This window comes from Buttiauxella agrestis (assembly GCF_900446255.1).
Taxonomy (GTDB): Bacteria; Pseudomonadota; Gammaproteobacteria; order Enterobacterales; family Enterobacteriaceae; genus Buttiauxella; species Buttiauxella agrestis.
This window is the reverse complement of record NZ_UIGI01000001.1, coordinates 4,220,192-4,239,288: the sequence shown is the minus strand read 5'-3', so window position 1 is coordinate 4,239,288 and position 19,097 is coordinate 4,220,192. Positions and strand designations below refer to the sequence as shown.

Below are 19,097 nucleotides of genomic sequence, written 5' to 3'. Positions count from 1 at the left end.
GGAATCTCCTTTAATAGTTATGAATAGGATTCAGTTTTACTGCATCTTCTAAATGATTTGGAGCGAAGTGAGAGTATCGCATTGTCATTTTTATATCGGTATGGCCTAATATTCTCTGAAGCACAAGAATATTACCGCCATTAATCATAAAGTGGCTGGCAAACGTGTGGCGTAAAACGTGCGTAAGTTGTCCGGCTGGTAATTCGATGTTTGTTCTCTCCAGCGCTGACCGGAACGCGCCATAACAATCACTAAAGAGCCGACCAGATCTATCATTAGGTAATGATTCATAAAGCTCATTGCTAATAGGAACGGTTCGGTTTTTTCTGCCCTTTGTGTTGGTGTAGGTAATTTTGTATTTCGCGAACTGGCTTTTTCTGAGACTCTCGGCCTCAGACCACCGAGCACCAGTGGCGAGACAGATTTTGACCACTGTTTCTAAATCAGGGTGGTCATGCCGTTTGCACTCCCCGAGCAGTAGTGCAATCTGATCGTGAGTTAGCCAGGCCATTTCCATTTCTTCTGTGCGGAAAGGGCGCATGTTTTTCAGCGGATTTTCACCCTTCCATTCACCGAGGCGATTTAACTCATTGAATACCGCCCGGAAGTAGGCCAGTTCAAGATTAAGAGTGCGAGGCGATACTTCTTTCACTCTATTTGAACGGGCATACTCACCTTTTAACCGCTTTTCCCGGTAGCGGGAAAACATCTGCGCATCAAAATCGCGTGCCAGCGGTTCACCCATACACTCAAAGGCGTGGTGCATTGCTAACTGACGTTTAAGGCCGTCTTTCAGAGTAATGCCGTGAGCGCTATACCATGCATCAACCAGATCTTTTAACGTGCGTCTGTCTTCTTTTTCTTCCTGCCACGGGTTTTGTACAGTGTATTGTTCAAAGGCCAACGCCTCGCCTTTGGTGGCAAATTTCTTTCTTATGCGTTTTCCTTTCGCTCCGTTTGGATAGAGTTCACAAATCCAGCCTCCAGCGGGATTTTTACGGACAGTCATTAATTAACCTCGCTGTATACACCCACTACACGACCTAATGTTTGTATATCATCAAGTCCACATTCGAAGGGAACTTTACCACCAGCAACGTGCAGCTTTCTTCCTGGCAGCTTTGTTAGCTCACGGACGCTGATTGCCCCTTCTATGTCAACCAACCATAAACCATCGGATAACGAGGCTGACTTGTCGATAAAGTGAAGTTCTCCATCAAATCGAACAGCTATTCCATTTGATAAGGGTTTTGAGAAAAACTGGCCGTCAATACTTAGAGTTCCATCATTTTTAAGTGTTTCTTCACTTAATGTGAATACGTCAAGTTTTTGACTCTCTTTTGGTGAAGTTGATTCATCAAATTGCTGCCCTTCTCCAGTCAATAACCAGCGAAGATTAGCTCCGGTTTCGAGTGCACAATGTGCTGCGAAATCGTAAGAGATGGCTCCTCGAGTGTACCTATTCGATAGCGAACTGGATGCTATATCAAAGTGGTTAGCTAACTGTGTTTTCTGAGAAAACCCATACGCCTTGCAGACTCGATCCAAGACCTCTACGTTGCTCCATCCTAAAGAATCTATTCTCATTTCGATAAAACCTATTTACTATCTCTCAATTGGGAGATATATTTTGGCTAAACCCACGCAATTGATGGCGAACGTTGGCAAAAACAGGCGTATCAATTGCAATCTTTGGCAAATAGGGAATCATGCAACATGGCTTCTGAAATCGCAATCATCAAAGTGCCTGCACCTATCGTCAGCCTGCAACAGTTTGCAGAGTTGGAAGGTGTTTCTGAACGTACTGCTTATCGTTGGACTACCGGCGATAACCCACAAGTACCAATCGAACCACGCACAATCCGCAAGGGCTGCAAGAAAGCTGGTGGCCCAATTCGCATCTATTACGCTCGCTGGAAAGAAGATCAGTTGCGTAAAGCGTTAGGTCATTCTCGTTTTCAACTCGTCATAGGCGCTTAATTCACTTTATGTGAATTATAAGGATGAGACATGTTTGATTTTCAGGTTTCCAAACATCCACATTATGACGAAGCGTGCCGGGCTTTCGCTCTGCGTCACAATATGGCGAAACTGGCAGAGCGAGCTGGCATGAATGTGCAGACGTTACGCAACAAGCTAAACCCGGATCAACCTCACCAATTTACCCCGCCTGAGTTATGGCTGCTTACCGACCTGACGGAAGACTCAATTCTTGTTGATGGGTTCCTGGCTCAAATTCACTGCCTGCCATGTGTGCCAGTTAACGAGTTAGCGAAAGATAAATTACAGCACTATGTCATGCGAGCCATGAGTGAATTAGGGGAACTGGCGAATGGTGCAGCATCCACTGAACGCCTTACTCCCGAGCATAAGTACAACATGATTGAGAGTGTTAACGCTGGTATTCGGATGTTGTCACTCTCTGCGTTGGCATTACAGGCACGACTCCAGGCCAACCCCGCAATGTCGAGCGTGGTCGATACCATGAGCGGTATCGGCGCATCGTTTGGCCTGATTTGAGGTGATGCATATGGAACCGTCATTCGCTTCATTACTGAAACGCCAAAGCCCGTCCATGAGTTATGGCCACGGCTGGATTATGGGTGAGAACAACCACCGCTGGCACCCGAGCCGCGACCAGTCTGCATTGTTAAATGGGCTGCGTACTCGCAAGCCATCACTCGTTACCAGACTAATTAAGCGCTGGAGGACTCAATGAAAAGTGCTGCTCTGGCTGAATCCGTAAAGGCACCGCAAACGGCGTTTAACAATGTGTATCTGATACATGCGCGGATTGATGCTCCGTTAAAAATGAGCGGTGATGAATGTCTCGCGCGTTTTCGTCTGCAATTAAAAGCGACCAACAACACGGCGCTGCGCAATTTTAATAAGCTCGATAACAACTTTAAATTTGTTGTTCTGACCCTGGCTAACCGCCTGGAGCCGTCCTCATTCAAACCTGATGAAATCGGCAAGCCGTTTGAGTTTTTCGACCAAGCGCGACGTTTGTTGATTATCCGTTCAATGAATGAAATTACCCGCTGGGGAAGTTTACTCCCGGCAAGATTTTCAAAACACGACTGCTATTTAGCTGAGTAATTAATCCATTCCAGAACATTAGGCGTAAACCCGCCGGGCATTCTTATGCCCCAATTTAGGAGAAAGAGATATGCGTAATACCGAAAGCAGTAACGCAAGAAAAAATGAAGTATCCAAGCTTAAGCAGCTACTCGCAGACGCAAAAAGTGAGGAGCGACGCGCCAGAGCTGAGGTAATGGCCTCTCGAATTCTGAATTTAGCGAACCACATTAGAGCCAATAAGCTTGAGATAAATGAAGTGCTGGATTTGCTTTTTCAGGAAAGCGAGACATATCGCCATCAAGCAATGGAGCTGTACTAATGGCCGACTCAATGGATTTAGCGCAACAACGTGAGCAAGAAGACCGCGATCGACATATCAAAAATGCATGTAGCCGTATCGCTTTGCCTTCTCGTTTCCTCTGCGAAGAATGTGACGCACCAATCCCAGAAGCTCGCCGCATTGCAATTCCGGGCGTGGGCTTATGCGTGACATGCCAACAAATTGTAGAACTCAAATCAAAGCATTACAGAGGTGTTTAAATGAGCATTCGTATCGAAATTGGCGACAAATGGGTGATTACCAGCGACCAATATCAATTCATTCTGAATGAGAAGAAGGTCGTAAAGTCAGGAAAAAAAGCCGGTGAGGAATGGCTCGATACTATCGGTTATTACCCGAAGCTGAACCAGCTCATTTCTGGTCTGGTTCATCATCATATTCAAGGTTCTGATATCTCTTCTCTTCATGTTATGGCGGCAGAGATTGAGCGTGTAGGGCGCTTATGTAGCGAGGCCATAAAAGGCAATTATGCTGACGCCTAGCACCACGGTAAATTATGCTTATCCTTGGAATGCTCCACGGTCAGCAATAGCCAGCCCATACCTAACATATGAGCAACAACACCGCCGCGACCGTATGTTCGCAGCTTTGCTGCATGCAAGAAAAGCTATTTCTCGTCTTCCTAAAAGTATTCGTTTCGATGTTTATCGCACTGTGGAAATGATTGAGCGGGAGCAGGGGAATCGGCGAGCCAATGCTTTTTTAATTAGCTTTTGCAAAAAGGTATTGTCGCGCATTGAGCTTGTTACAAGCAAATATCATGTTGCTGGTGTTAGTGCTGGTGTTAACACCGGGATTGCTGGCTGCCGCATTGATACCGAAATACATGAATATATGGATTTACGGCTAATCAATATGATTGGCCGATATAATTGCCTGCCGGACATGTCCCGAGCTGACATTGATTTATTGGCCGCTGATATCGCGAACTTTACCCGCTCTGAGCTGGCAAATATTAATGACTCGGGTTTTGGTGAGCTAAAAACTCTTTATACCTGGTATAACCAGGCAGGCTTAATTGCATTGCAGTTCAATGTCACCCCTCCGCATTGGGAGCGAGTAGCAAAGAAGTATGTGGATCAGGATGATATTGCCCCGGCGGTTATCCGCATGTTTACAGAGACGTGGTGGCGTAGCCGCCTTCGTCGTGTCGCTTCATCATGGCGTGAGCACCTGCAAATTGCGGTTGGGACTGTGAGCAAGATTAAGCAGGTTTACGCAAGTAAAAACTGTGTCACAGACTGGCGAGAGCAAAAGCGTCGCACGCGCGAGTTTCTTAAAGGGCTAGAGCTTGAGGACGAGGACGGCAATCGCATCAGCCTGATTGAAAAATATGATGGTTCTGTTGCTAACCCCGCCATCCGTCGTTGTGAACTGATGACCCGCATCCGAGGGTTTGAAAATATCTGCAATGAGCTTGGCTACGTCGGCGAGTTCTACACAATCACAGCACCATCAAAATATCACGCCACAACAAAAGCTGGCTACCGTAACGCTAAATGGAGGGGTGCCAGCCCTGCTGACACTCAGTGTTATTTAACCGATTTGTGGGCGCGTATCCGCGCCAAACTACACCGCGAAGAAATTCGTATCTTCGGGATACGTGTCGCCGAACCTCACCACGATGCGACACCGCACTGGCATATGCTCATGTTCATGCTGCCGGAAGATGTGGAGCGCGTTCGCTGTATTATTCGTGATTATGCCTGGAAAGAAGACTTTACCGAGCTGAAAAGTGAAAAGGCCAGAAAGGCGCGTTTCCATGCCGAGGCAATAGATCCGGAGAAAGGTAGCGCTACAGGCTATATCGCTAAATACATTTCTAAAAACATTGATGGCTATGCACTCGACAATGAAAAAGATGACGAAAGCGGCGAGTTGCTGAAAGAAACAGCTCCCGCCGTTTCGGCCTGGGCGGCGCGCTGGCATATCCGTCAATTTCAATTTCTCGGCGGTGCGCCGGTTACGGTTTATCGTGAATTACGCCGCATGGCTGATACCAATGCGGCTCATGGCTTGAGCGTTGAATTTGCTGCCGTGCATGATGCAGCTGACGCCGGTGATTGGGCTGGCTATGTTAATGCGCAGGGCGGCCCGTTTGTGCGCCGCGACGATTTACAGGTGCGTACACTTTATGAGGCACGCGACGACCTGAACCAGTACGGAGAGGAAACCGTCTTGATTCGTGGTGTCTATGATGCCGCCATAGGTTCTGATGCTCCGATTTTAACCCGACTCACGCAGTGGAAGATTGTCCCGAAACGTGCTGTTGATTTGGCCGTTGACGTTAAGGGCGAACCTTCGCCCTCTCGGAGTTCTGTCAATAACTGTACGGGAAGCGAAAGCGACCTACCGGAGTTGGATTTATTAAATCCACTTAGTCGGCGTGAAAAACGAGAGTTGACGAACCGAATAAGGAAGCCCAAATCGCCTACCGGAAGAAAATTTATTCACGGACTGGATGAGCAGAACGGTGTGATAGAAAAAACGGTCAGCGAGATACATTTGACCACTGGCGTTACCATTAGCCGGGGCGAAGCGTTGCACCTGATTGCCGGTGGTCGCAGTAGCTTTGATGGTAAATGGCTGAAAGGTTCGGCCGCTGGAGAAATCTTTTCCGCTGCTCCATCCCAACATGCAAAGGCCAGGAAATATCATGCTAAAGCTCAGGAAATCGTAAGCCGTGTAACGTATTTAGCAGAGTCAGCCATGAAAAAGTGCCATTAATATTCATCTTTATCATGCACATACAATGTATTTCTTGATGATTTCATTTCGCACATTCAGTTAATTTATGTTACTGTGTTTATATACAGTATCTCGCGATGGAGGATGTGTGGATAGAGAGTTGAATGAGCACGTTATGATTGAGCGGGTCGAAATGATTGCGCGTTTAACGGCTGAAGGCGCTTGTCAGGAAAGAGACCGTGAAATTGCCTTGAATTTAATTGCTGAAATTGCGAGGGGGAACTTATTAAAAAGTGACTCTTTTTCAGTGGTTTTTGCTCCTACGCCCTTTGAAGAAAGATTAAAACGAGTGGGGGAGGTAAGAGTAAACATCACGTTGGATAAAGACCAACAAATTGGCCAGCAGATTGTAGATGCTTTCCAAGGCGAGTTGACCAGGCGAATACAGTCTGTTTTCCCATCAACGCATGTCGTAGTCAAAAAAGGTTCGACGACAGGCGTAGAGTTGGTGGGGTTTGATAAGGATTCTGACCGTGAAGCGCTGGATAATATACTTCAGGAAGTTTGGGAAGATGAGAGCTGGCGTTAGTTACTGAAAATGGTACAAACCTTGATCCCATGTTTGATAGCATGGGATTGTTTGTATGGGGATTACATACATAGGAAAATCATGGGTACCGTAATATGTATTAGCTCAGATTTTGTCTGACTCTGTTACGGCCTACGAGCTTAACCTAATCTGACAGGCAGCTTTGTGCCAGGAGCGGACATTGCTAACTACCCACCATAATAATTGTTGGGGAGCCTCTCAAGACCAAGTCATCGCGAAAGAAGTTTGATGATCCTTGATACACATTCATCGCTGGATAAACTGTACGAGTCTAAAATGAGGTGTTCTCTGTTCCATGGTTCATAAGTCAAATCGGTAACATATTTCCAATCTGGCAGGGTTAACCCCTCGACTTGTGACACCCTTGTTTCCACTCGTTTACGATGCTCAATCATATCGGAACATACGATCTCAATTTCTAAAAAATCGGTTCTTGCCGATAAAGCTATTTCTCGATAGGCATCACGGGTTAACGCCAGTGGGTTAACTGAGTCAGTGATTACTGTTGCTCCTAATAGCAGGTTTTCTCTGGCGAGTGAGTAAGCGACAAAATAACCAGTAGGCCCCATTTCACGGCCATCTTCTTCGGCTTTAAGTATGGCCTGCTCAATCGTGTCGATTCGCAAGTAAAGAGCATTTAACTGCTTTGTCAAAGCCTGAGCGATAGTGCTTTTCCCGCTTCCAGGCAAACCACTGAAGATGATTAGCATAACTTGTCCTAGAACGATGAAATCCAACAGTATTAAAACACACTGGGCCATGAATTGTGGGATTTCATGCCGTAGCGATATGACAACTGAAGAGTATTACTGCTCGTGTTAATACTTGGCGTGTCCGCTTTTCGCTCACAGCCGCCGAAAGAGCGCTTAGTGTTAAGAGTCACTCCGACAGAAACACCTGATGCAAAGACATCGGGAATACACAAAGGCCAGTTTTACCTGGCCCGCGTTCACAATCTTATTTCACTTCGACAGGTGTCGGTACGGTATAAGAACCATTAATGACAGACTCCCCAGGGCGATAAATACGCATTCCCAGATACCAGTTATCTCCAGGAGTGGGTAGCCAGTTTTTCTGCGTACCGCAGACCTTTTTAGGACCATAGTAAATAGTGAATTTGCCATCCGGATCGAATTTAATGGTGCGGTTATTCAGAATAGAATTCTCATCGTGCAGGTATTTATCCGCACCATACATCGTGAAGGAGAAGAAACCACCTTCATTGAAATCTGGTTTGCTGTAGGTAGCTTTGTAGCATTTATCCCCGCTCAGACCAAAATCACGATAGAGGTAAACTGCGTCTTCTGCGGGAAGCAAACCGAGCGCGACAGAGGCGCTAAGACGCAGCATTTTCGGGTCAATTTTACCCCGTGCACCTGCGGTGTCATTGAAGTTAGGTAATTTCGCAGCCTCAGCCTGGTACTGTTTACGCAACGTCATCAGGCTGTCTTTATCCCAGTCTACAGGCGTATAAGACTTAACTTTGGTACCTGCAGGCCATTTAACGGTTATTTCATCCTGTAACTTATGGACATAGTCAATATCCTGCGGATCGCCTGGATTCACCTGAGTGCGCACCACGATTGCCGCAAACTCGGTTTTTGATTTTATCTCAAAAGTACCCGGGCCATAAAAGACCTGATCGGTGAAGTCATCATTCTGCATGATCATTGCCGACTGGTAGCGGCCATCTTTTGATTTTGGCAACGTTACCGTCGTGCCATTCGGAACATAGTAGACGCCAAAGGAGTAAATTGTGTCGCGGTTCATGGTCACTGCAGGTTGCTTATCCAGCGGCATCAGTGTGCGATCATGACGGAATTTATTGCTGCCAACGTCGTTAACCACGTTTTGATAAGAAAGGTCAACTTCGGCACGGGCATAGTTTTCTGGGGTAACTGTTTGAGCAGCGTATGCTGAAGAGCCCATTATCAATGTCGTCATCAGTATGGCATTTACTTTTATCATTATGACCTCTGGTATAAGTGAGTAATACGCTTTCGTGTCAATTGAACTGAAGGTTCAGACCGGCAAAAACTTGCCAGCGTGGTTGCCCGGGTCCGCGATCGGCAACGGAGCCTTGTGGCTCAATGAAGAAGTTATAAACCGTCTTGCCCTGTTTTATGACCTGCCCCACGCCCAGCCCCAGAGGGATGCCGTAACTGTCATTCTGGAAGTTATAGTTCCAGATAGGTGCAGATCTCAGATAGGTACCGCCGCCCAGTTGATAGAAGACAAAGGGCTGGAATGCGCCCAGGTTTACGTCACTGCGATCCCCTTCCCCGGCAAAGCTGTGCTGCCATGACGCCAGATAACCGTACTGAATTTTGGGTGAACTGGCATCGAAGAGTACGTTAACCAGCCCAGCTGACCATTTTTCGCTGCCGAGAGAATTTTCCGTCGCGGTTGGTGCAGTAAGCTGAGGCCCGAAGCCAAAACTGATGGCCGGATTGCCTGTATCAATCAGATACGCCGTGAAAAGGTTCAGATCACCCAGCCCGGTCTGATGCCCTCCGTCAGGCGGAGAAGGATAGGTGTTAACGGGAAGAGAAGCACGTAACAACCAGTTGCTTTCTCCCAGAGAAAAAGGCTGTGCGTAACGAAACCAGAACTGGTTGGCATCTTTGTCCGTCCCGCTGATATCGCCGATATAGTAGTTCTGCATATTGAATGCAGTCATATTTGCCAGAGGGTTATTTGCCTGTGCGGCATCCGGTGCGTGTTCTTCAGCAGCATGTGCGACCAATGGCAGAGAAAGTGCAAAAAGTAGTTTTGTTAGATTCACGGACTATGCCTCACCACGGTAATAAATAATTATCGGCGGTCTAACCTGAGGGAGAGAAATACCGTCGACCTGACGATACTTCTCTTAATAGCAGGTTATTTCTGACTAATGACAGGATGATTCTCCTGCATGTCTTTGGAGAATTTAAGAATATCGTCAACAGAATTTGGCAAGTAGGCACGCATTAATGCGTTCCAGTTCTTCGTAGTCTGGAAATTGTTAATCGCCTTGTCGCCACAGTTGAAATGAAGCGTGTAGCTGCCATCTTTATTCGCTTTGGCATGATGTGAATTAATCACAAATGGGTCAGATTTAACCCAGCCTTCAGCATTGTAAACCGTCAAGGACCAGTAACCATTTTTGTCATACTGAACGGGAAGAGGACGTATGGTGGTCGAGCTACATTGTGCATTCTTCGCGTCTTCATCAGCCGGAGCCACTACCCAGTAAAAAGCGTGTTTTGCCGGTAGCCCACCCCAACCGCCAATATTCACTAACTGGTATTGTGGAGTGATAATTTTATCCCCTTTAGAGACAAAACCTTTATAAATCACCGCTTCTTTCGGACCACGGCGAACAATTTCAGCACGCAGTTTGTTGAAGGAATCAACATCGTATTTCACGTCACTTTTATAGGGTTCAGGCGTGCCCCCAAAACTTACTTTCACCATATCCTGTCGGTTATTCAGTTCTGCTATTCCTTTTTCGTCCAGACTCCTGGGCTGAGTGCGCATGAAGAGATAAACAAAACGACCGTGTGTTAAGTCCGACTGTTTAACGGTGACGGTTTGCCCCGGATAAACCACGGCGATAGTGAAATGATCCTCATCGAAAATATGTACACTCTGATAAAGATCGTAAGCAGGAACTGAAACTGTTAATCCATCTTTGGTATCGAAAACACCGTACGAATAAATCAAATCGAAATTTGAGCGGATAACCGTCTGATTTTTTAGATCAATACCCTTACGTTCATGGCGGAATTTATTTCCCCCTGACGTTAATGTCTCTGCGGCGAAATATTTGGCTGTTTCGGCTCGGATAAGATTATCCATAGTGACCTTGACACCGTTGGTCGCGGCGAACGAAGGGTTCTGGGCCGTGACTTGTCCGTCAGCCTGTACACCAGTATCGACGGCAAGTACTGCAGAACTGGTTAGCATGGCGACAGCGATTGCTAAAGCGCGTAATGTTGTTTTCATAGATATCTTCTTCAGGGTACGGGGAAGACTGAATGCTCAGCCTTCCTCCTGGGAATGAATTACTTCACCGGCTTTGGTTCAGGAAGTTTATATTTATTGTCCTGAATATCCTGGGTTGGGAAATAAACACGTAAAGCCAGTGTCCAGTTATCCGTTGGCGCAATAAGCAAATTTTGCGCGTCTTTTCCGCAGGTTTGCTCAGTACCATAATGCATGGTGAACGTTTTTCCGCCCGAGTCGAGTTTCAGTTCTTTGTTAGAAAGACTGGACCCTTTTTCGTTATGCAGGTACAGGTCATCACCGTAAATCGTCAGGGAATAAAAACCGAGATCGGGTTTTGCCATTCCCGGAACCTGATAGGTCGCGGTATAGCAGGTATTTTTATCCACCTTATAGGTATTAAATGAGTACCAGGCATCTTTGTCAGGCAGTAATCCCGTGGCCACTGCCGCACCGATATTCACATCCTCTTGCGGATAATCACCACGTGGGCCGGACGTTTTACTGACGCCACGTTTATCTGCGAGCTGGCGATAATGGGCCTGAAGTTTTTTCAGCTCATCTGTGTTCCAGTCAATCATCTTGAACGCTTTTGGCGTGTAGCCGTCCGGGAAGGTGACCTTATATTCATCCTGAATGACATGTGCTTTCTGGATGTCAGCCGGATCGTTTGGATTCACCTGAGTGCGAATATTCAGAACCAGGAAATGAGTCGCTTTGTCAGGGTCAATTTTGTAATCACCTGCGCCGTAATACACATGTTCAGTGGTGTGATCATGATCCATCACGTGCAGAGAAATATAACGACCATCCCCTTCGGGAACGTGAACTGTCGCACCATGAGAAGCATCAATAATGGCAAAAGAATAGAGAGTATCGCGGTTCATTAATACCGCAGGCTGCTTATCTATCTCCATTGGCATACGGTGGTGATAAAACTTATTCGTTGCACCATGTTTCACTTCTTCGTTCATCGCCACGTCGAGTTCGGCAAAAGCATAGTTTTCAGGGGTGACACTGACATCCTTTTTCCCGACAAGCGTCGTTTCGAGTTCGCGGACCTTATCAAGACTGATAGCGTCCGCAGCCCATGCATTACTGACACACAAAGCCAGCATACTCAGGCAAAGTACCTTTTTCATAAAATTGCAACCTCCGGGGCTGGGAATGTTATTGAAAATAGTAGTTTAGATTTGAGATTTTACATTTGATATTTCCGCAAAGAGTGAAATAACACGTTAAAGCTGGATGTAAATATGCGGTTTGCCTGGCGATGAATGCCTCTTCGCTAACGAGCGGGAAACAGGGCTAGTGGTTATTTGATCGCTTCAGCTATGTAATCGATATTGCAGGGCTGAACATCGTAACTGTGGATATTTGAATGGCGTAATCTACGCTGTTATTAGCATTAACTATTTCAATAATGACAATAATAATCAGGTGGCAAATGAAAAAACCGATGCTGATGTGTCTCGGTCTGTTTTTCTCGCAGACAACTCATGCGAGCGCGCTCTATTTTTACGAGATAGGTACCGAAGATACGGCTCTGGCGGGAGCGGGGCAGGCCGCGCGTGCTCAGGACGCTTCCACAATAGTGACCAACCCGGCAGGGATGACACGGCTATGGGCTTCTTGATAGCGGCTAAGTCCGCTTCTCGCTCTATGCAGTCCGAAGGCGCGGTTGCTGGATGTCTCAGGACGTGAGGCGGACATGACATCCAGTAGTTTATCCGAAGGTGAGCAGAAGGAATGTGATGTGCAATCCGGTGACAGGCAGCGTCACCCGAAGAAACAGCTAGAGCGGTGAAGTAGTTTCTACCTCATGTTGGAAAACGTAGGGATCGGAAAGCAATTCAAACTCCTCGTCATCATGGTATGTCACTGCCACATGATAATTTTCACCCGCGAAGGCCTTTACCGCCCCCAGATCCTGCCAGTAGGTGGCAAGGAAAAAATGCTCCCAACCGCCCTGTGTTTCCCTTCTCACGAATGCGCCTTTGTTTCCCTCTACACTTCTTGAATGCTCCACACCTGTGTTCTCAAGATGCTTAGCAAAACCCTCTGCGTGTTTTAGCGGAACACAACCATGCCATGTTCTGACGATCATTTCTCATACCTGACTGTTGTTTAAAGGAATTAAAAATAGCAGACCTCAAGTGAAACAGTAAGCATTCTGCCAAACTGAACTATTCACATTTAGAGTTCTTCCGACAAACTGATTATGTCCGTGTGAGCCTAACGTCCGTTGTTCGCTCAGAGCTGACTTTTAAATTTGTTTGCGAATAGACCCCGTTTTTTATACCAACTTTCTTCGATTTCCCCGTTTTTTAGCTGTGCATGCATCAGATGCATGGTTTTGCATGCGTCATGTTTGCCTGTTCTGGCCGCGCGCCGCCAGAGCTGGCGTGGATGTCGAGTGGTCATGCACCTGCATTAAAATCGACACATTAAGCGGGCAGGCGTGGCGGGGATAGCATTGCGCGCTGGCGTGGTATTTATTTTATTTAATTTGCGCCTGAGCACATCGTGATGGCGTTTTTGGGTGTGCCGTTTCGCTTGGGTGTGGTTGGCGGTGTACGCACCGTGTAGCGCGTCTGAGGGCGTGAGGCGAGGGTGCAAAAGAGCCGCTATATCAGCGGCTGCAATCGGAAGTTATTCGGCGGGTGTCAGCTCGTAAGGTTTAAAGCGGATCACCTCGGCACCAATCCATTCGTTTACCTCTTTAATTCTCTCCTGCAGCGGCGTCAGCTCGTTACGCACAAACACCTGTGCGGCCTTCACTACGTCACCGAAACCACCGGTATTGTTGGGGATGACACCCATCATCTGTGGCGGTACGCGGTGTGCGCTCATTAAGTCCTCGGCACTGGCTTTCTTGATGTTAAAGAAATCGTCTTTGGTCGCCACTTCACTGAGCGGCACGATTTTAATCCCGTCCGGTTTGCCGTTGGGTGCGTAGAAAAACAGGTTTTTAAAATTGCCTAATCCTTTTGAGCTGCGCATCGCTTCGCGCAGGGATTCCACATCCGTGCTGCTCTGCGCGGCGTCCGTCACATACATGATGTAACCGGCGTGCGCGCCGTTCTGGTAATACTTGCGACGGAAAAGCGTTGCCGATTCATTCAGCCAGGCCGAGTTAAGTGCGCTGAGGTATTCCGGCAGGCCGTAAAGCTCCTGGTTGATATCCGGCTCCAGCAGGTGGAACACGGAGCTAGGCGCGAACTCATGCGGGGTGACAAACGACTGCACAAACCAGTACGCATCCTCGCCGGTACCCTTGCGGGTATATTTGGCCGGTGAGGTTTCCAGCCGTAACAGCTTGCCGGTAACACTCATGCGCTTTTCCAGAAACGCATTGCCGAACACCAGAAAATCCAGCGCAAAGCGGCTGAAATCCTGCTGTGATAACAGCGGGTGCGGGATAAAGGTTGAGGCCAGAATATTGCGCTTTACGTAAATCGGCGAGCTGTGGTGAACGGCAGCGCGCAGCGTTTTGGCAAGACCGGTAAAACTCACCGGTGGCTCAAACCATTTCCCGTTACCGACGCACTCGGTGTAATCCAGAATGTCACGGCGATCGAGCACCGGCGACGGCTCACCAAAGGTAAAGGCTTCCATTTTTTTCGGTGCAGCAGCCGGTGGTGTGATGGTATTTTTTGCTGCGTGATGTTTGCGTTTCTTCGCCATCAGTTGAACTCCAGAATTGAGGTGGATGCGTGGCCACTACCGGCGGTGAGTGGCTCATTTAACAGCGCGTGCATGGTTGCCCACGCGACATCGGCGTGGCTGGCTTCTTCACTGCGGCTGGCGTCATAGGTGGCACTGCGCCCGCTGCTGGTCATGGTTTTACGGATAGCCATAAACGAGGCGGTGATATCGGTGTAACTCACGTCGTACTCCAGGCATCCGCGCGCAATCGTGTCTTTGGCTTTGAGCACCATCGCGGTTTTCACCTCGGGGCTGTAGCGGATTTCACGCGCTGCCGGGTAGAAGGCTCTGACGAGCTGGTAAACACCCTGACCGATGCCGGTCGCATCGATGCCGATATATTCGACGTGGTATTTTTCTGTCAGCTTTTTGATGGATTCGGCCTGGGTGGCAAAGTCCATCCCCTTCCACTGGTGGCGCTCCAGAATCCTGAATTTGCCACCGGCAACCACTGGCGGAGCCAGCACCACACATCCGGCACTGTCGCCGGTGTGTGAAGGATCGTAACCAATCCACACCGGGCGATAACCAAACGGACGCGTGGCGAACGGCTGCCAGTCATCCGCCCAGGCTTCCATGCTGTCGACCATGCAGCGTTGCAGCTCCTCGAACGGAAACACCGACGCTTTGTCGTCGACAAATTCACACATGAACAAATTGCGGAAATCCTCGGCGCTGTTTTCGCGCTTCAGCGTGTCGAGGTTAAACAGGTCGCAGCCACCGTCGAGCGCATCCTCGATGGTGACAATCTGCCGCCACTGACCATCGGCGCAGGCCATGCCGTTTTTTAACGCCGTGTGGCTGATATCAAGGTCAACACACTCGCTTTTATCCGACCGGCCTTTGTTAAACAGCTCGCCTGACCAGAACGGGTACGCACCATGCGCCAGCGTCGACGGGGTCGAGAAATAGGTCGAGCGCAGGTGCTGTTGTGATGCCATTCCCGATGCCACTTTGCGCAGCTTCTGAAAGTTGGGTATCCAGAAAATCTCATCGACCAGCAGGTCACCGTTATGGCTCTGTGCGGTGTTGGAATTGGTGCCGAGGAAAATCAGTTTTGCCCCGTTGTTGCCAATGACAATCGGGTCACCGGTCAGGTCGACATCGACCAGGCGCGCAAACTGGATGATGTACTCGCGGAACACATACGCCTGCGTCTTGGATGCTGAGAGGAAAATCTGGTTATGGCCGGTTTTCAGCGCGCGCAGCAGTGACTCACGTGAGAAATAAAACGTCGCGCCAATCTGGCGGGATTTAAGGATATTGCGGATACGGTGTTGCAGCCCCGCCTGATGCCAGCCGAGCTGATATTCAAAGGATTCGGCAAAGAAAATCTCCTCAAGCTTTTCGATAGCCTCGTCGCTGAAGTAGTTCTTTTTCGGCTTCTTACGCTCGCCCTTATTGCGGTTCGCCACGTTGGGATTTAAATCGGCCTCACTGCCGGTCTGGTTATAGCGATTCACCCGCGCCAGCCGCTCAATCTGTCGGCCTAACAGGTCGATTTCTTTGAAGTCGCCGCCGTCTTTTTTCGGCTTGGTAATCAGCTGAATTAATCGTGCTTCGAGGCTGTTTTCGACTCGGGTGATCGGCGCGATGCCGTCCCAGCCGTCGCGCTGTTTCCAGCTCTGCACTGTCGGGCGTTTCTGTCCGAGCATTTCGGCAATCTGTGGCACGGAAAACCCCTGCCAGTAGAGCAGTGACGCCTGTCGTCGTGGATCTTTAAGAATGGAGGTATCGGTGGTGATGGTCATGTTTGCCTCGCGTTATTCGACAGAGGCAAGGCTACTGAAGCGGGGTGCGATGCGCGCTAAGGTGCTGTTGTGTCAGGGGTAAGCCATCCGGGATGAATGGCAGGCCGGGTGCAGAGTCAGGAAACTAAGCCTGACCCAATCACCCCACACTCAGGACTCCTGAACATGGCAAAGAAAGTTTCTAAATGGTTCCGCATCGGCGTCGAAGGTGACACCTGCGACGGTCGCGTGATCAGCGGCACCGATATTCAGGAAATGGCCGATTCATTCGACCCGCGTGTCTACGGCGCACGCATCAATCTCGAGCACATCACCAGTGTGTTACCTGACAGCCCGTTTTGCCGTTACGGCGATGTCACCGAGCTGAAAGCCGAGACCATCGACGATGATTCCGCGCTCAACGGCAAGCTCGCGCTGTTCGCCCGCATCACCCCGCTGGCGAATCTGGTGGAAATGGTCGGCAAAGGCCAGAAGGTTTACACCTCGATGGAGATCCGCCCGAATTTCTCCAACTCCGGCAAGTGCTATCTGATTGGCCTGGCTGTCACCGACGACCCGGCAAGCCTCGGCACTGAATATCTGGAATTCTGCTCGCGTGCCAAAACCAATCCGCTTTCTGGTCGCAAGGAACGTCCGGAGGATTTGTTCTCGGTTGCCACACTGGCCGAGCTGGAATTTGAAGACCAGCCCGACACCCTGTTCACCAAACTGACCGACACCGTGAAAGGCATTTTCAGCCGTAAACAGGCTGATGACGATGCGCGTTTTAACGATGTGCACGAAGCGGTGACGGTAGTTACTGAGCAGGTGCAGGCCAACCACGACGCCACTGAGCAACGCCTGAATGCGATGGAGCTGTCATTCAACACCCTGAAAGGCGAACTCTCCACGCTGGAAACCTCACTCGATAACACCGAGAGCTTTACGCAACGTCGTCGCGAACCGGCAAGCGGCGGCAATGGCGACTCTGTGTTGACCAACTGTTAACCCCGAACAACCTCATTAATCAGGAAAAACAATGCGCCCACAAACCCGCTTTAAATTTAACGCCTATCTCACCCAGGTGGCGAAGCTCAACAACGTCGACACCGGCGACATGACCAAAAAATTCAGCGTTGACCCGTCCGTCACGCAAACGCTGATGAACACCATGCAGGAGTCATCCGACTTTTTGACCCGCATCAACATGGTGCCGGTCGCGGAAATGAAGGGTGAAAAAATCGGTGTCGGTGTCTCCGGCTCGATTGCCAGCACCGCCGATACCGCCAGTGGTGATGAACGCAAAACCGAAGATTTCACCGCGCTGGAGTCCAATAAATACGAATGTGATCAGGTCAATTTCGATTTCCATATTCGTTTTCGTACCCTCGATTTATGGGCGCGTTTCCAGGACTTCCAGTTGCGTATTCGTAACGCCATTATCAAACGTCAGTCGCTTGATTTAATGATGGCCGGTTTCAACGGCATTAAGCGTGCGCCGACGTCTGACCGCAGCAAAAATCCGCTGTTGCAGGACGTGGCGGTCGGCTGGTTGCAGAAATACCGCAACGAAGCGCCAGCGCGCGTGATGAACAAACATACCGCTGAAGATGGCACAGTTTCGGATGTGATCCGCGTGGGTAAACACGGCGATTACGCCAACCTCGATGCGCTGGTGATGGATGCCACCAATACCATGATTGCGCCGTGGTATCAGGAAGACCCGGATTTGGTGGTCATCTGTGGCCGTCAGTTACTGGCCGACAAATATTTCCCGATTGTGAACCAGGAGCAGGCCAACACCGAAGCGATGGCGGCGGACGTGATTGTCAGCCAGAAACGTATCGGCAACCTGCCAGCCGTACGCGTGCCGTTCTTCCCGGCGAATGGTCTGATGGTGACCACCCTCGAGAACCTGTCGATTTACTACATGGATGACAGTCATCGCCGCATCATTGATGAGAACGGCAAGCTCGACCGTATCGAAAACTACGAATCCATGAACATTGATTACGTGATCGAGGATTACGCCGCCGGTTGCCTGGTTGAAAACATCCAGCTCGGTGAGTTCCCTGCGCCGCCGAAAGATGAACCGGCAACGGAGGCATAAACCATGACGAGTCCCGCCGCACGTCACATGATGCGGGTCTCGGCCATTGTGACCGCGCAGCGGGACGATAACCCGCTGCGCCATGCAAATGCTTATGAGCAGATGCTGGTCAAACTGGCCGCAGACCAGCGCACGTTAAAAACCATTCATTCCATCGAGCGCAAGGCCGACAAAAAGCGCGCGCTGTTGCCGTCCTATGCGCCGTGGGTCGCCGGTGTACTGGCCGAAGGCAAAGGCGCGCAGGATGACATCGTGATGACTGTCATGCTATGGAAGCTCGATGCCGGTGATATTGCCGGTGCGCTGGAGATTGGCCGCTATGCGATGCAGTACGGGTTGACCATGCCAGCCCAGCACAAACGCACCACACCGTATGTGCTCGCCGAGGATGTGGCACTGGCGGCCATGCGTGCGCACGCCGCCGGTGAGCCGGTGGATGTCGGTCTGCTGCTGGCAACCCAGACGCTGACCAGCGCCGCCGATATGCCCGACAAGGTGCGCGGCAGGCTGCACAAAATCACCGGGCTGGTACAGCGTGACCTCGGTCAGCAGGTGGAGGCGATCACCCATCTCAGAAGGGCGATGCAGCTCGATGCACAGGCGGGGGTGAAAAAGGACATTGAGCGCCTCGAAAGCGCGCTGAAACCAAAGCCCGTCACCGTGAAAAAACCAAAGACAAAACCGCGAGCGCGTAAACCTGCGACCACACCAGGCAAACGCGGTCGCCCCCGCAAAGTGGCTAACACCACCGCTTAAGAATGCGCCCCGCGCCGGACGGCACGTCGGTTGAGACTGGATTTATTCCTCATCGATACCGCGTCCACCGTCCACCTATTTTGAGGT

Annotated in this window: 22 protein-coding genes and 1 pseudogene; 13 read left to right on the top strand and 10 right to left on the bottom strand. The window is 49.6% G+C overall.

Features of this window, described 5'->3' with window-relative positions; genetic code table 11:
* Window positions 1-10: 10 nt before the first annotated feature.
* Both DY231_RS20025 and DY231_RS20020 read right to left on the bottom strand, forming a co-directional pair.
* A complete protein-coding gene (locus DY231_RS20025) occupies window positions 11-1,009 on the bottom strand; it encodes a phage integrase (RefSeq protein WP_115631062.1) in 999 nt (332 codons plus the stop codon).
* Window positions 1,009-1,587 carry a phage repressor protein CI gene (locus DY231_RS20020; protein ID WP_115631060.1) on the bottom strand — a complete coding sequence of 193 codons (579 nt, stop codon included), beginning with the start codon at window positions 1,585-1,587 and terminating at the stop codon, window positions 1,009-1,011. The genes DY231_RS20025 and DY231_RS20020 overlap by 1 nt, the downstream gene beginning before the upstream one ends.
* Window positions 1,588-1,716: 129 nt before the next feature.
* Here DY231_RS20020 and DY231_RS20015 point away from each other — a divergent pair, with 129 nt between their 5' ends.
* The 9 genes from DY231_RS20015 to DY231_RS19975 all read left to right on the top strand — a co-directional run bounded on the left by DY231_RS20015 (window position 1,717) and on the right by DY231_RS19975 (window position 6,698).
* The gene (locus DY231_RS20015) at window positions 1,717-1,980 is read left to right on the top strand and encodes a hypothetical protein (protein WP_115631058.1); all 264 of its coding nucleotides are present in this window, start codon (window positions 1,717-1,719) and stop codon (window positions 1,978-1,980) included.
* A 30-nt stretch (window positions 1,981-2,010) separates the two neighbouring features.
* Window positions 2,011-2,520 (top strand): phage regulatory CII family protein, encoded by a 510-nt coding sequence (locus DY231_RS20010; protein WP_115631056.1) that lies wholly within the window; start codon window positions 2,011-2,013, stop codon window positions 2,518-2,520.
* Window positions 2,521-2,530: 10 nt separating this feature from the next.
* On the top strand, window positions 2,531-2,719 hold the full coding sequence (locus DY231_RS20005; RefSeq protein ID WP_115631054.1) for a phage filamentation protein Fil family protein: 189 nt from the start codon (window positions 2,531-2,533) through the stop codon (window positions 2,717-2,719).
* The gene (locus DY231_RS20000) at window positions 2,716-3,099 is read left to right on the top strand and encodes a hypothetical protein (protein ID WP_115631052.1); all 384 of its coding nucleotides are present in this window, start codon (window positions 2,716-2,718) and stop codon (window positions 3,097-3,099) included. Before DY231_RS20005 ends, DY231_RS20000 begins: the two co-directional genes overlap by 4 nt.
* A 70-nt stretch (window positions 3,100-3,169) precedes the next feature.
* Window positions 3,170-3,400, top strand: a complete 231-nt coding sequence (locus tag DY231_RS19995) for a DUF2732 family protein (protein WP_115631050.1) — start codon at window positions 3,170-3,172, stop codon at window positions 3,398-3,400.
* Window positions 3,400-3,621, top strand: coding sequence for a TraR/DksA family transcriptional regulator (locus tag DY231_RS19990; protein ID WP_115631048.1), 222 nt, complete (start codon window positions 3,400-3,402; stop codon window positions 3,619-3,621). Before DY231_RS19995 ends, DY231_RS19990 begins: the two co-directional genes overlap by 1 nt.
* Window positions 3,622-3,903, top strand: coding sequence for a DUF5405 family protein (locus tag DY231_RS25250; RefSeq protein WP_172588714.1), 282 nt, complete (start codon window positions 3,622-3,624; stop codon window positions 3,901-3,903).
* Complete coding sequence (locus tag DY231_RS19980) at window positions 3,890-6,148, top strand: replication endonuclease (RefSeq protein WP_115631046.1); 2,259 nt, start codon at window positions 3,890-3,892, stop codon at window positions 6,146-6,148. The genes DY231_RS25250 and DY231_RS19980 overlap by 14 nt, the downstream gene beginning before the upstream one ends.
* Window positions 6,149-6,257: 109 nt before the next feature.
* A complete protein-coding gene (locus DY231_RS19975; RefSeq protein ID WP_115631044.1) occupies window positions 6,258-6,698 on the top strand; it encodes a DinI-like family protein in 441 nt (146 codons plus the stop codon).
* Window positions 6,699-6,928: 230 nt separating this feature from the next.
* On the opposite strand, the gene DY231_RS19970 is transcribed toward DY231_RS19975, so the two are convergent.
* From DY231_RS19970 to DY231_RS19950, 5 genes are all read right to left on the bottom strand, one after another.
* Window positions 6,929-7,429, bottom strand: a complete 501-nt coding sequence (locus tag DY231_RS19970; RefSeq protein ID WP_115631906.1) for a P-loop nucleotide/nucleoside kinase family protein — start codon at window positions 7,427-7,429, stop codon at window positions 6,929-6,931.
* 247 nt (window positions 7,430-7,676) lie between these two features.
* A complete protein-coding gene (locus tag DY231_RS19965) occupies window positions 7,677-8,687 on the bottom strand; it encodes a DUF1214 domain-containing protein (protein ID WP_115631042.1) in 1,011 nt (336 codons plus the stop codon).
* A gap of 37 nt (window positions 8,688-8,724) precedes the next feature.
* Window positions 8,725-9,504 (bottom strand): hypothetical protein, encoded by a 780-nt coding sequence (locus tag DY231_RS19960; RefSeq protein ID WP_115631040.1) that lies wholly within the window; start codon window positions 9,502-9,504, stop codon window positions 8,725-8,727.
* Window positions 9,505-9,599: 95 nt separating this feature from the next.
* On the bottom strand, window positions 9,600-10,706 hold the full coding sequence (locus DY231_RS19955; RefSeq protein WP_115631038.1) for a DUF1214 domain-containing protein: 1,107 nt from the start codon (window positions 10,704-10,706) through the stop codon (window positions 9,600-9,602).
* Window positions 10,707-10,765: 59 nt separating this feature from the next.
* Window positions 10,766-11,848 carry a DUF1254 domain-containing protein gene (locus tag DY231_RS19950; RefSeq protein WP_115631036.1) on the bottom strand — a complete coding sequence of 361 codons (1,083 nt, stop codon included), beginning with the start codon at window positions 11,846-11,848 and terminating at the stop codon, window positions 10,766-10,768.
* A 305-nt stretch (window positions 11,849-12,153) separates the two neighbouring features.
* Here DY231_RS19950 and DY231_RS19945 point away from each other — a divergent pair.
* Window positions 12,154-12,330: pseudogene (locus DY231_RS19945) on the top strand (fatty acid transporter); the annotation flags it as partial.
* A 171-nt stretch (window positions 12,331-12,501) separates the two neighbouring features.
* On the opposite strand, the gene DY231_RS19940 reads toward DY231_RS19945, so the two are convergent.
* The 3 genes from DY231_RS19940 to DY231_RS19930 form a co-directional block, all read right to left on the bottom strand.
* A complete protein-coding gene (locus DY231_RS19940) occupies window positions 12,502-12,813 on the bottom strand; it encodes a hypothetical protein (protein WP_115631034.1) in 312 nt (103 codons plus the stop codon).
* 545 nt (window positions 12,814-13,358) lie between these two features.
* A complete protein-coding gene (locus DY231_RS19935) occupies window positions 13,359-14,393 on the bottom strand; it encodes a phage portal protein (protein ID WP_115631032.1) in 1,035 nt (344 codons plus the stop codon).
* The gene (locus tag DY231_RS19930) at window positions 14,393-16,165 is read right to left on the bottom strand and encodes a terminase ATPase subunit family protein (RefSeq protein WP_115631030.1); all 1,773 of its coding nucleotides are present in this window, start codon (window positions 16,163-16,165) and stop codon (window positions 14,393-14,395) included. Before DY231_RS19930 ends, DY231_RS19935 begins: the two co-directional genes overlap by 1 nt.
* A 165-nt stretch (window positions 16,166-16,330) precedes the next feature.
* Between DY231_RS19930 and DY231_RS19925 the strand changes: the two genes are divergently transcribed.
* Genes DY231_RS19925 through DY231_RS19915 form a run of 3 tightly spaced genes read left to right on the top strand, consistent with a single transcriptional unit; the run spans window position 16,331 to window position 19,010 of the window.
* Window positions 16,331-17,152 (top strand): GPO family capsid scaffolding protein, encoded by an 822-nt coding sequence (locus DY231_RS19925; protein ID WP_115631028.1) that lies wholly within the window; start codon window positions 16,331-16,333, stop codon window positions 17,150-17,152.
* A gap of 31 nt (window positions 17,153-17,183) precedes the next feature.
* Window positions 17,184-18,254 (top strand): phage major capsid protein, P2 family, encoded by a 1,071-nt coding sequence (locus tag DY231_RS19920; RefSeq protein WP_115631026.1) that lies wholly within the window; start codon window positions 17,184-17,186, stop codon window positions 18,252-18,254.
* A 3-nt stretch (window positions 18,255-18,257) separates the two neighbouring features.
* The gene (locus tag DY231_RS19915) at window positions 18,258-19,010 is read left to right on the top strand and encodes a phage terminase small subunit (RefSeq protein ID WP_115631025.1); all 753 of its coding nucleotides are present in this window, start codon (window positions 18,258-18,260) and stop codon (window positions 19,008-19,010) included.
* Window positions 19,011-19,097 lie beyond the last annotated feature (87 nt).

Excerpts from the sequence above, each read along its gene's own strand:
- DY231_RS19965 (WP_115631042.1), bottom strand. The coding sequence starts at position 8,687 with ATGATAAAAGTAAATGCCATACTGATGACGACATTGATAATGGGCTCT.
- DY231_RS19995 (WP_115631050.1), top strand. The coding sequence starts at position 3,170 with ATGCGTAATACCGAAAGCAGTAACGCAAGAAAAAATGAAGTATCCAAG.
- DY231_RS20020 (WP_115631060.1), bottom strand. The coding sequence starts at position 1,587 with ATGAGAATAGATTCTTTAGGATGGAGCAACGTAGAGGTCTTGGATCGA.
- DY231_RS19930 (WP_115631030.1), bottom strand. The coding sequence starts at position 16,165 with ATGACCATCACCACCGATACCTCCATTCTTAAAGATCCACGACGACAG.
- DY231_RS19920 (WP_115631026.1), top strand. The coding sequence starts at position 17,184 with ATGCGCCCACAAACCCGCTTTAAATTTAACGCCTATCTCACCCAGGTG.
- DY231_RS20010 (WP_115631056.1), top strand. The coding sequence starts at position 2,011 with ATGTTTGATTTTCAGGTTTCCAAACATCCACATTATGACGAAGCGTGC.
- DY231_RS19955 (WP_115631038.1), bottom strand. The coding sequence starts at position 10,706 with ATGAAAACAACATTACGCGCTTTAGCAATCGCTGTCGCCATGCTAACC.
- DY231_RS19990 (WP_115631048.1), top strand. The coding sequence starts at position 3,400 with ATGGCCGACTCAATGGATTTAGCGCAACAACGTGAGCAAGAAGACCGC.
- DY231_RS19935 (WP_115631032.1), bottom strand. The coding sequence starts at position 14,393 with ATGGCGAAGAAACGCAAACATCACGCAGCAAAAAATACCATCACACCA.
- DY231_RS19925 (WP_115631028.1), top strand. The coding sequence starts at position 16,331 with ATGGCAAAGAAAGTTTCTAAATGGTTCCGCATCGGCGTCGAAGGTGAC.
- DY231_RS19980 (WP_115631046.1), top strand. The coding sequence starts at position 3,890 with ATGCTGACGCCTAGCACCACGGTAAATTATGCTTATCCTTGGAATGCT.
- DY231_RS20025 (WP_115631062.1), bottom strand. The coding sequence starts at position 1,009 with ATGACTGTCCGTAAAAATCCCGCTGGAGGCTGGATTTGTGAACTCTAT.
- DY231_RS19915 (WP_115631025.1), top strand. The coding sequence starts at position 18,258 with ATGACGAGTCCCGCCGCACGTCACATGATGCGGGTCTCGGCCATTGTG.
- DY231_RS25250 (WP_172588714.1), top strand. The coding sequence starts at position 3,622 with ATGAGCATTCGTATCGAAATTGGCGACAAATGGGTGATTACCAGCGAC.
- DY231_RS20015 (WP_115631058.1), top strand. The coding sequence starts at position 1,717 with ATGGCTTCTGAAATCGCAATCATCAAAGTGCCTGCACCTATCGTCAGC.
- DY231_RS19950 (WP_115631036.1), bottom strand. The coding sequence starts at position 11,848 with ATGAAAAAGGTACTTTGCCTGAGTATGCTGGCTTTGTGTGTCAGTAAT.
- DY231_RS19970 (WP_115631906.1), bottom strand. The coding sequence starts at position 7,429 with ATGCTAATCATCTTCAGTGGTTTGCCTGGAAGCGGGAAAAGCACTATC.
- DY231_RS20000 (WP_115631052.1), top strand. The coding sequence starts at position 2,716 with ATGAAAAGTGCTGCTCTGGCTGAATCCGTAAAGGCACCGCAAACGGCG.
- DY231_RS20005 (WP_115631054.1), top strand. The coding sequence starts at position 2,531 with ATGGAACCGTCATTCGCTTCATTACTGAAACGCCAAAGCCCGTCCATG.
- DY231_RS19940 (WP_115631034.1), bottom strand. The coding sequence starts at position 12,813 with ATGATCGTCAGAACATGGCATGGTTGTGTTCCGCTAAAACACGCAGAG.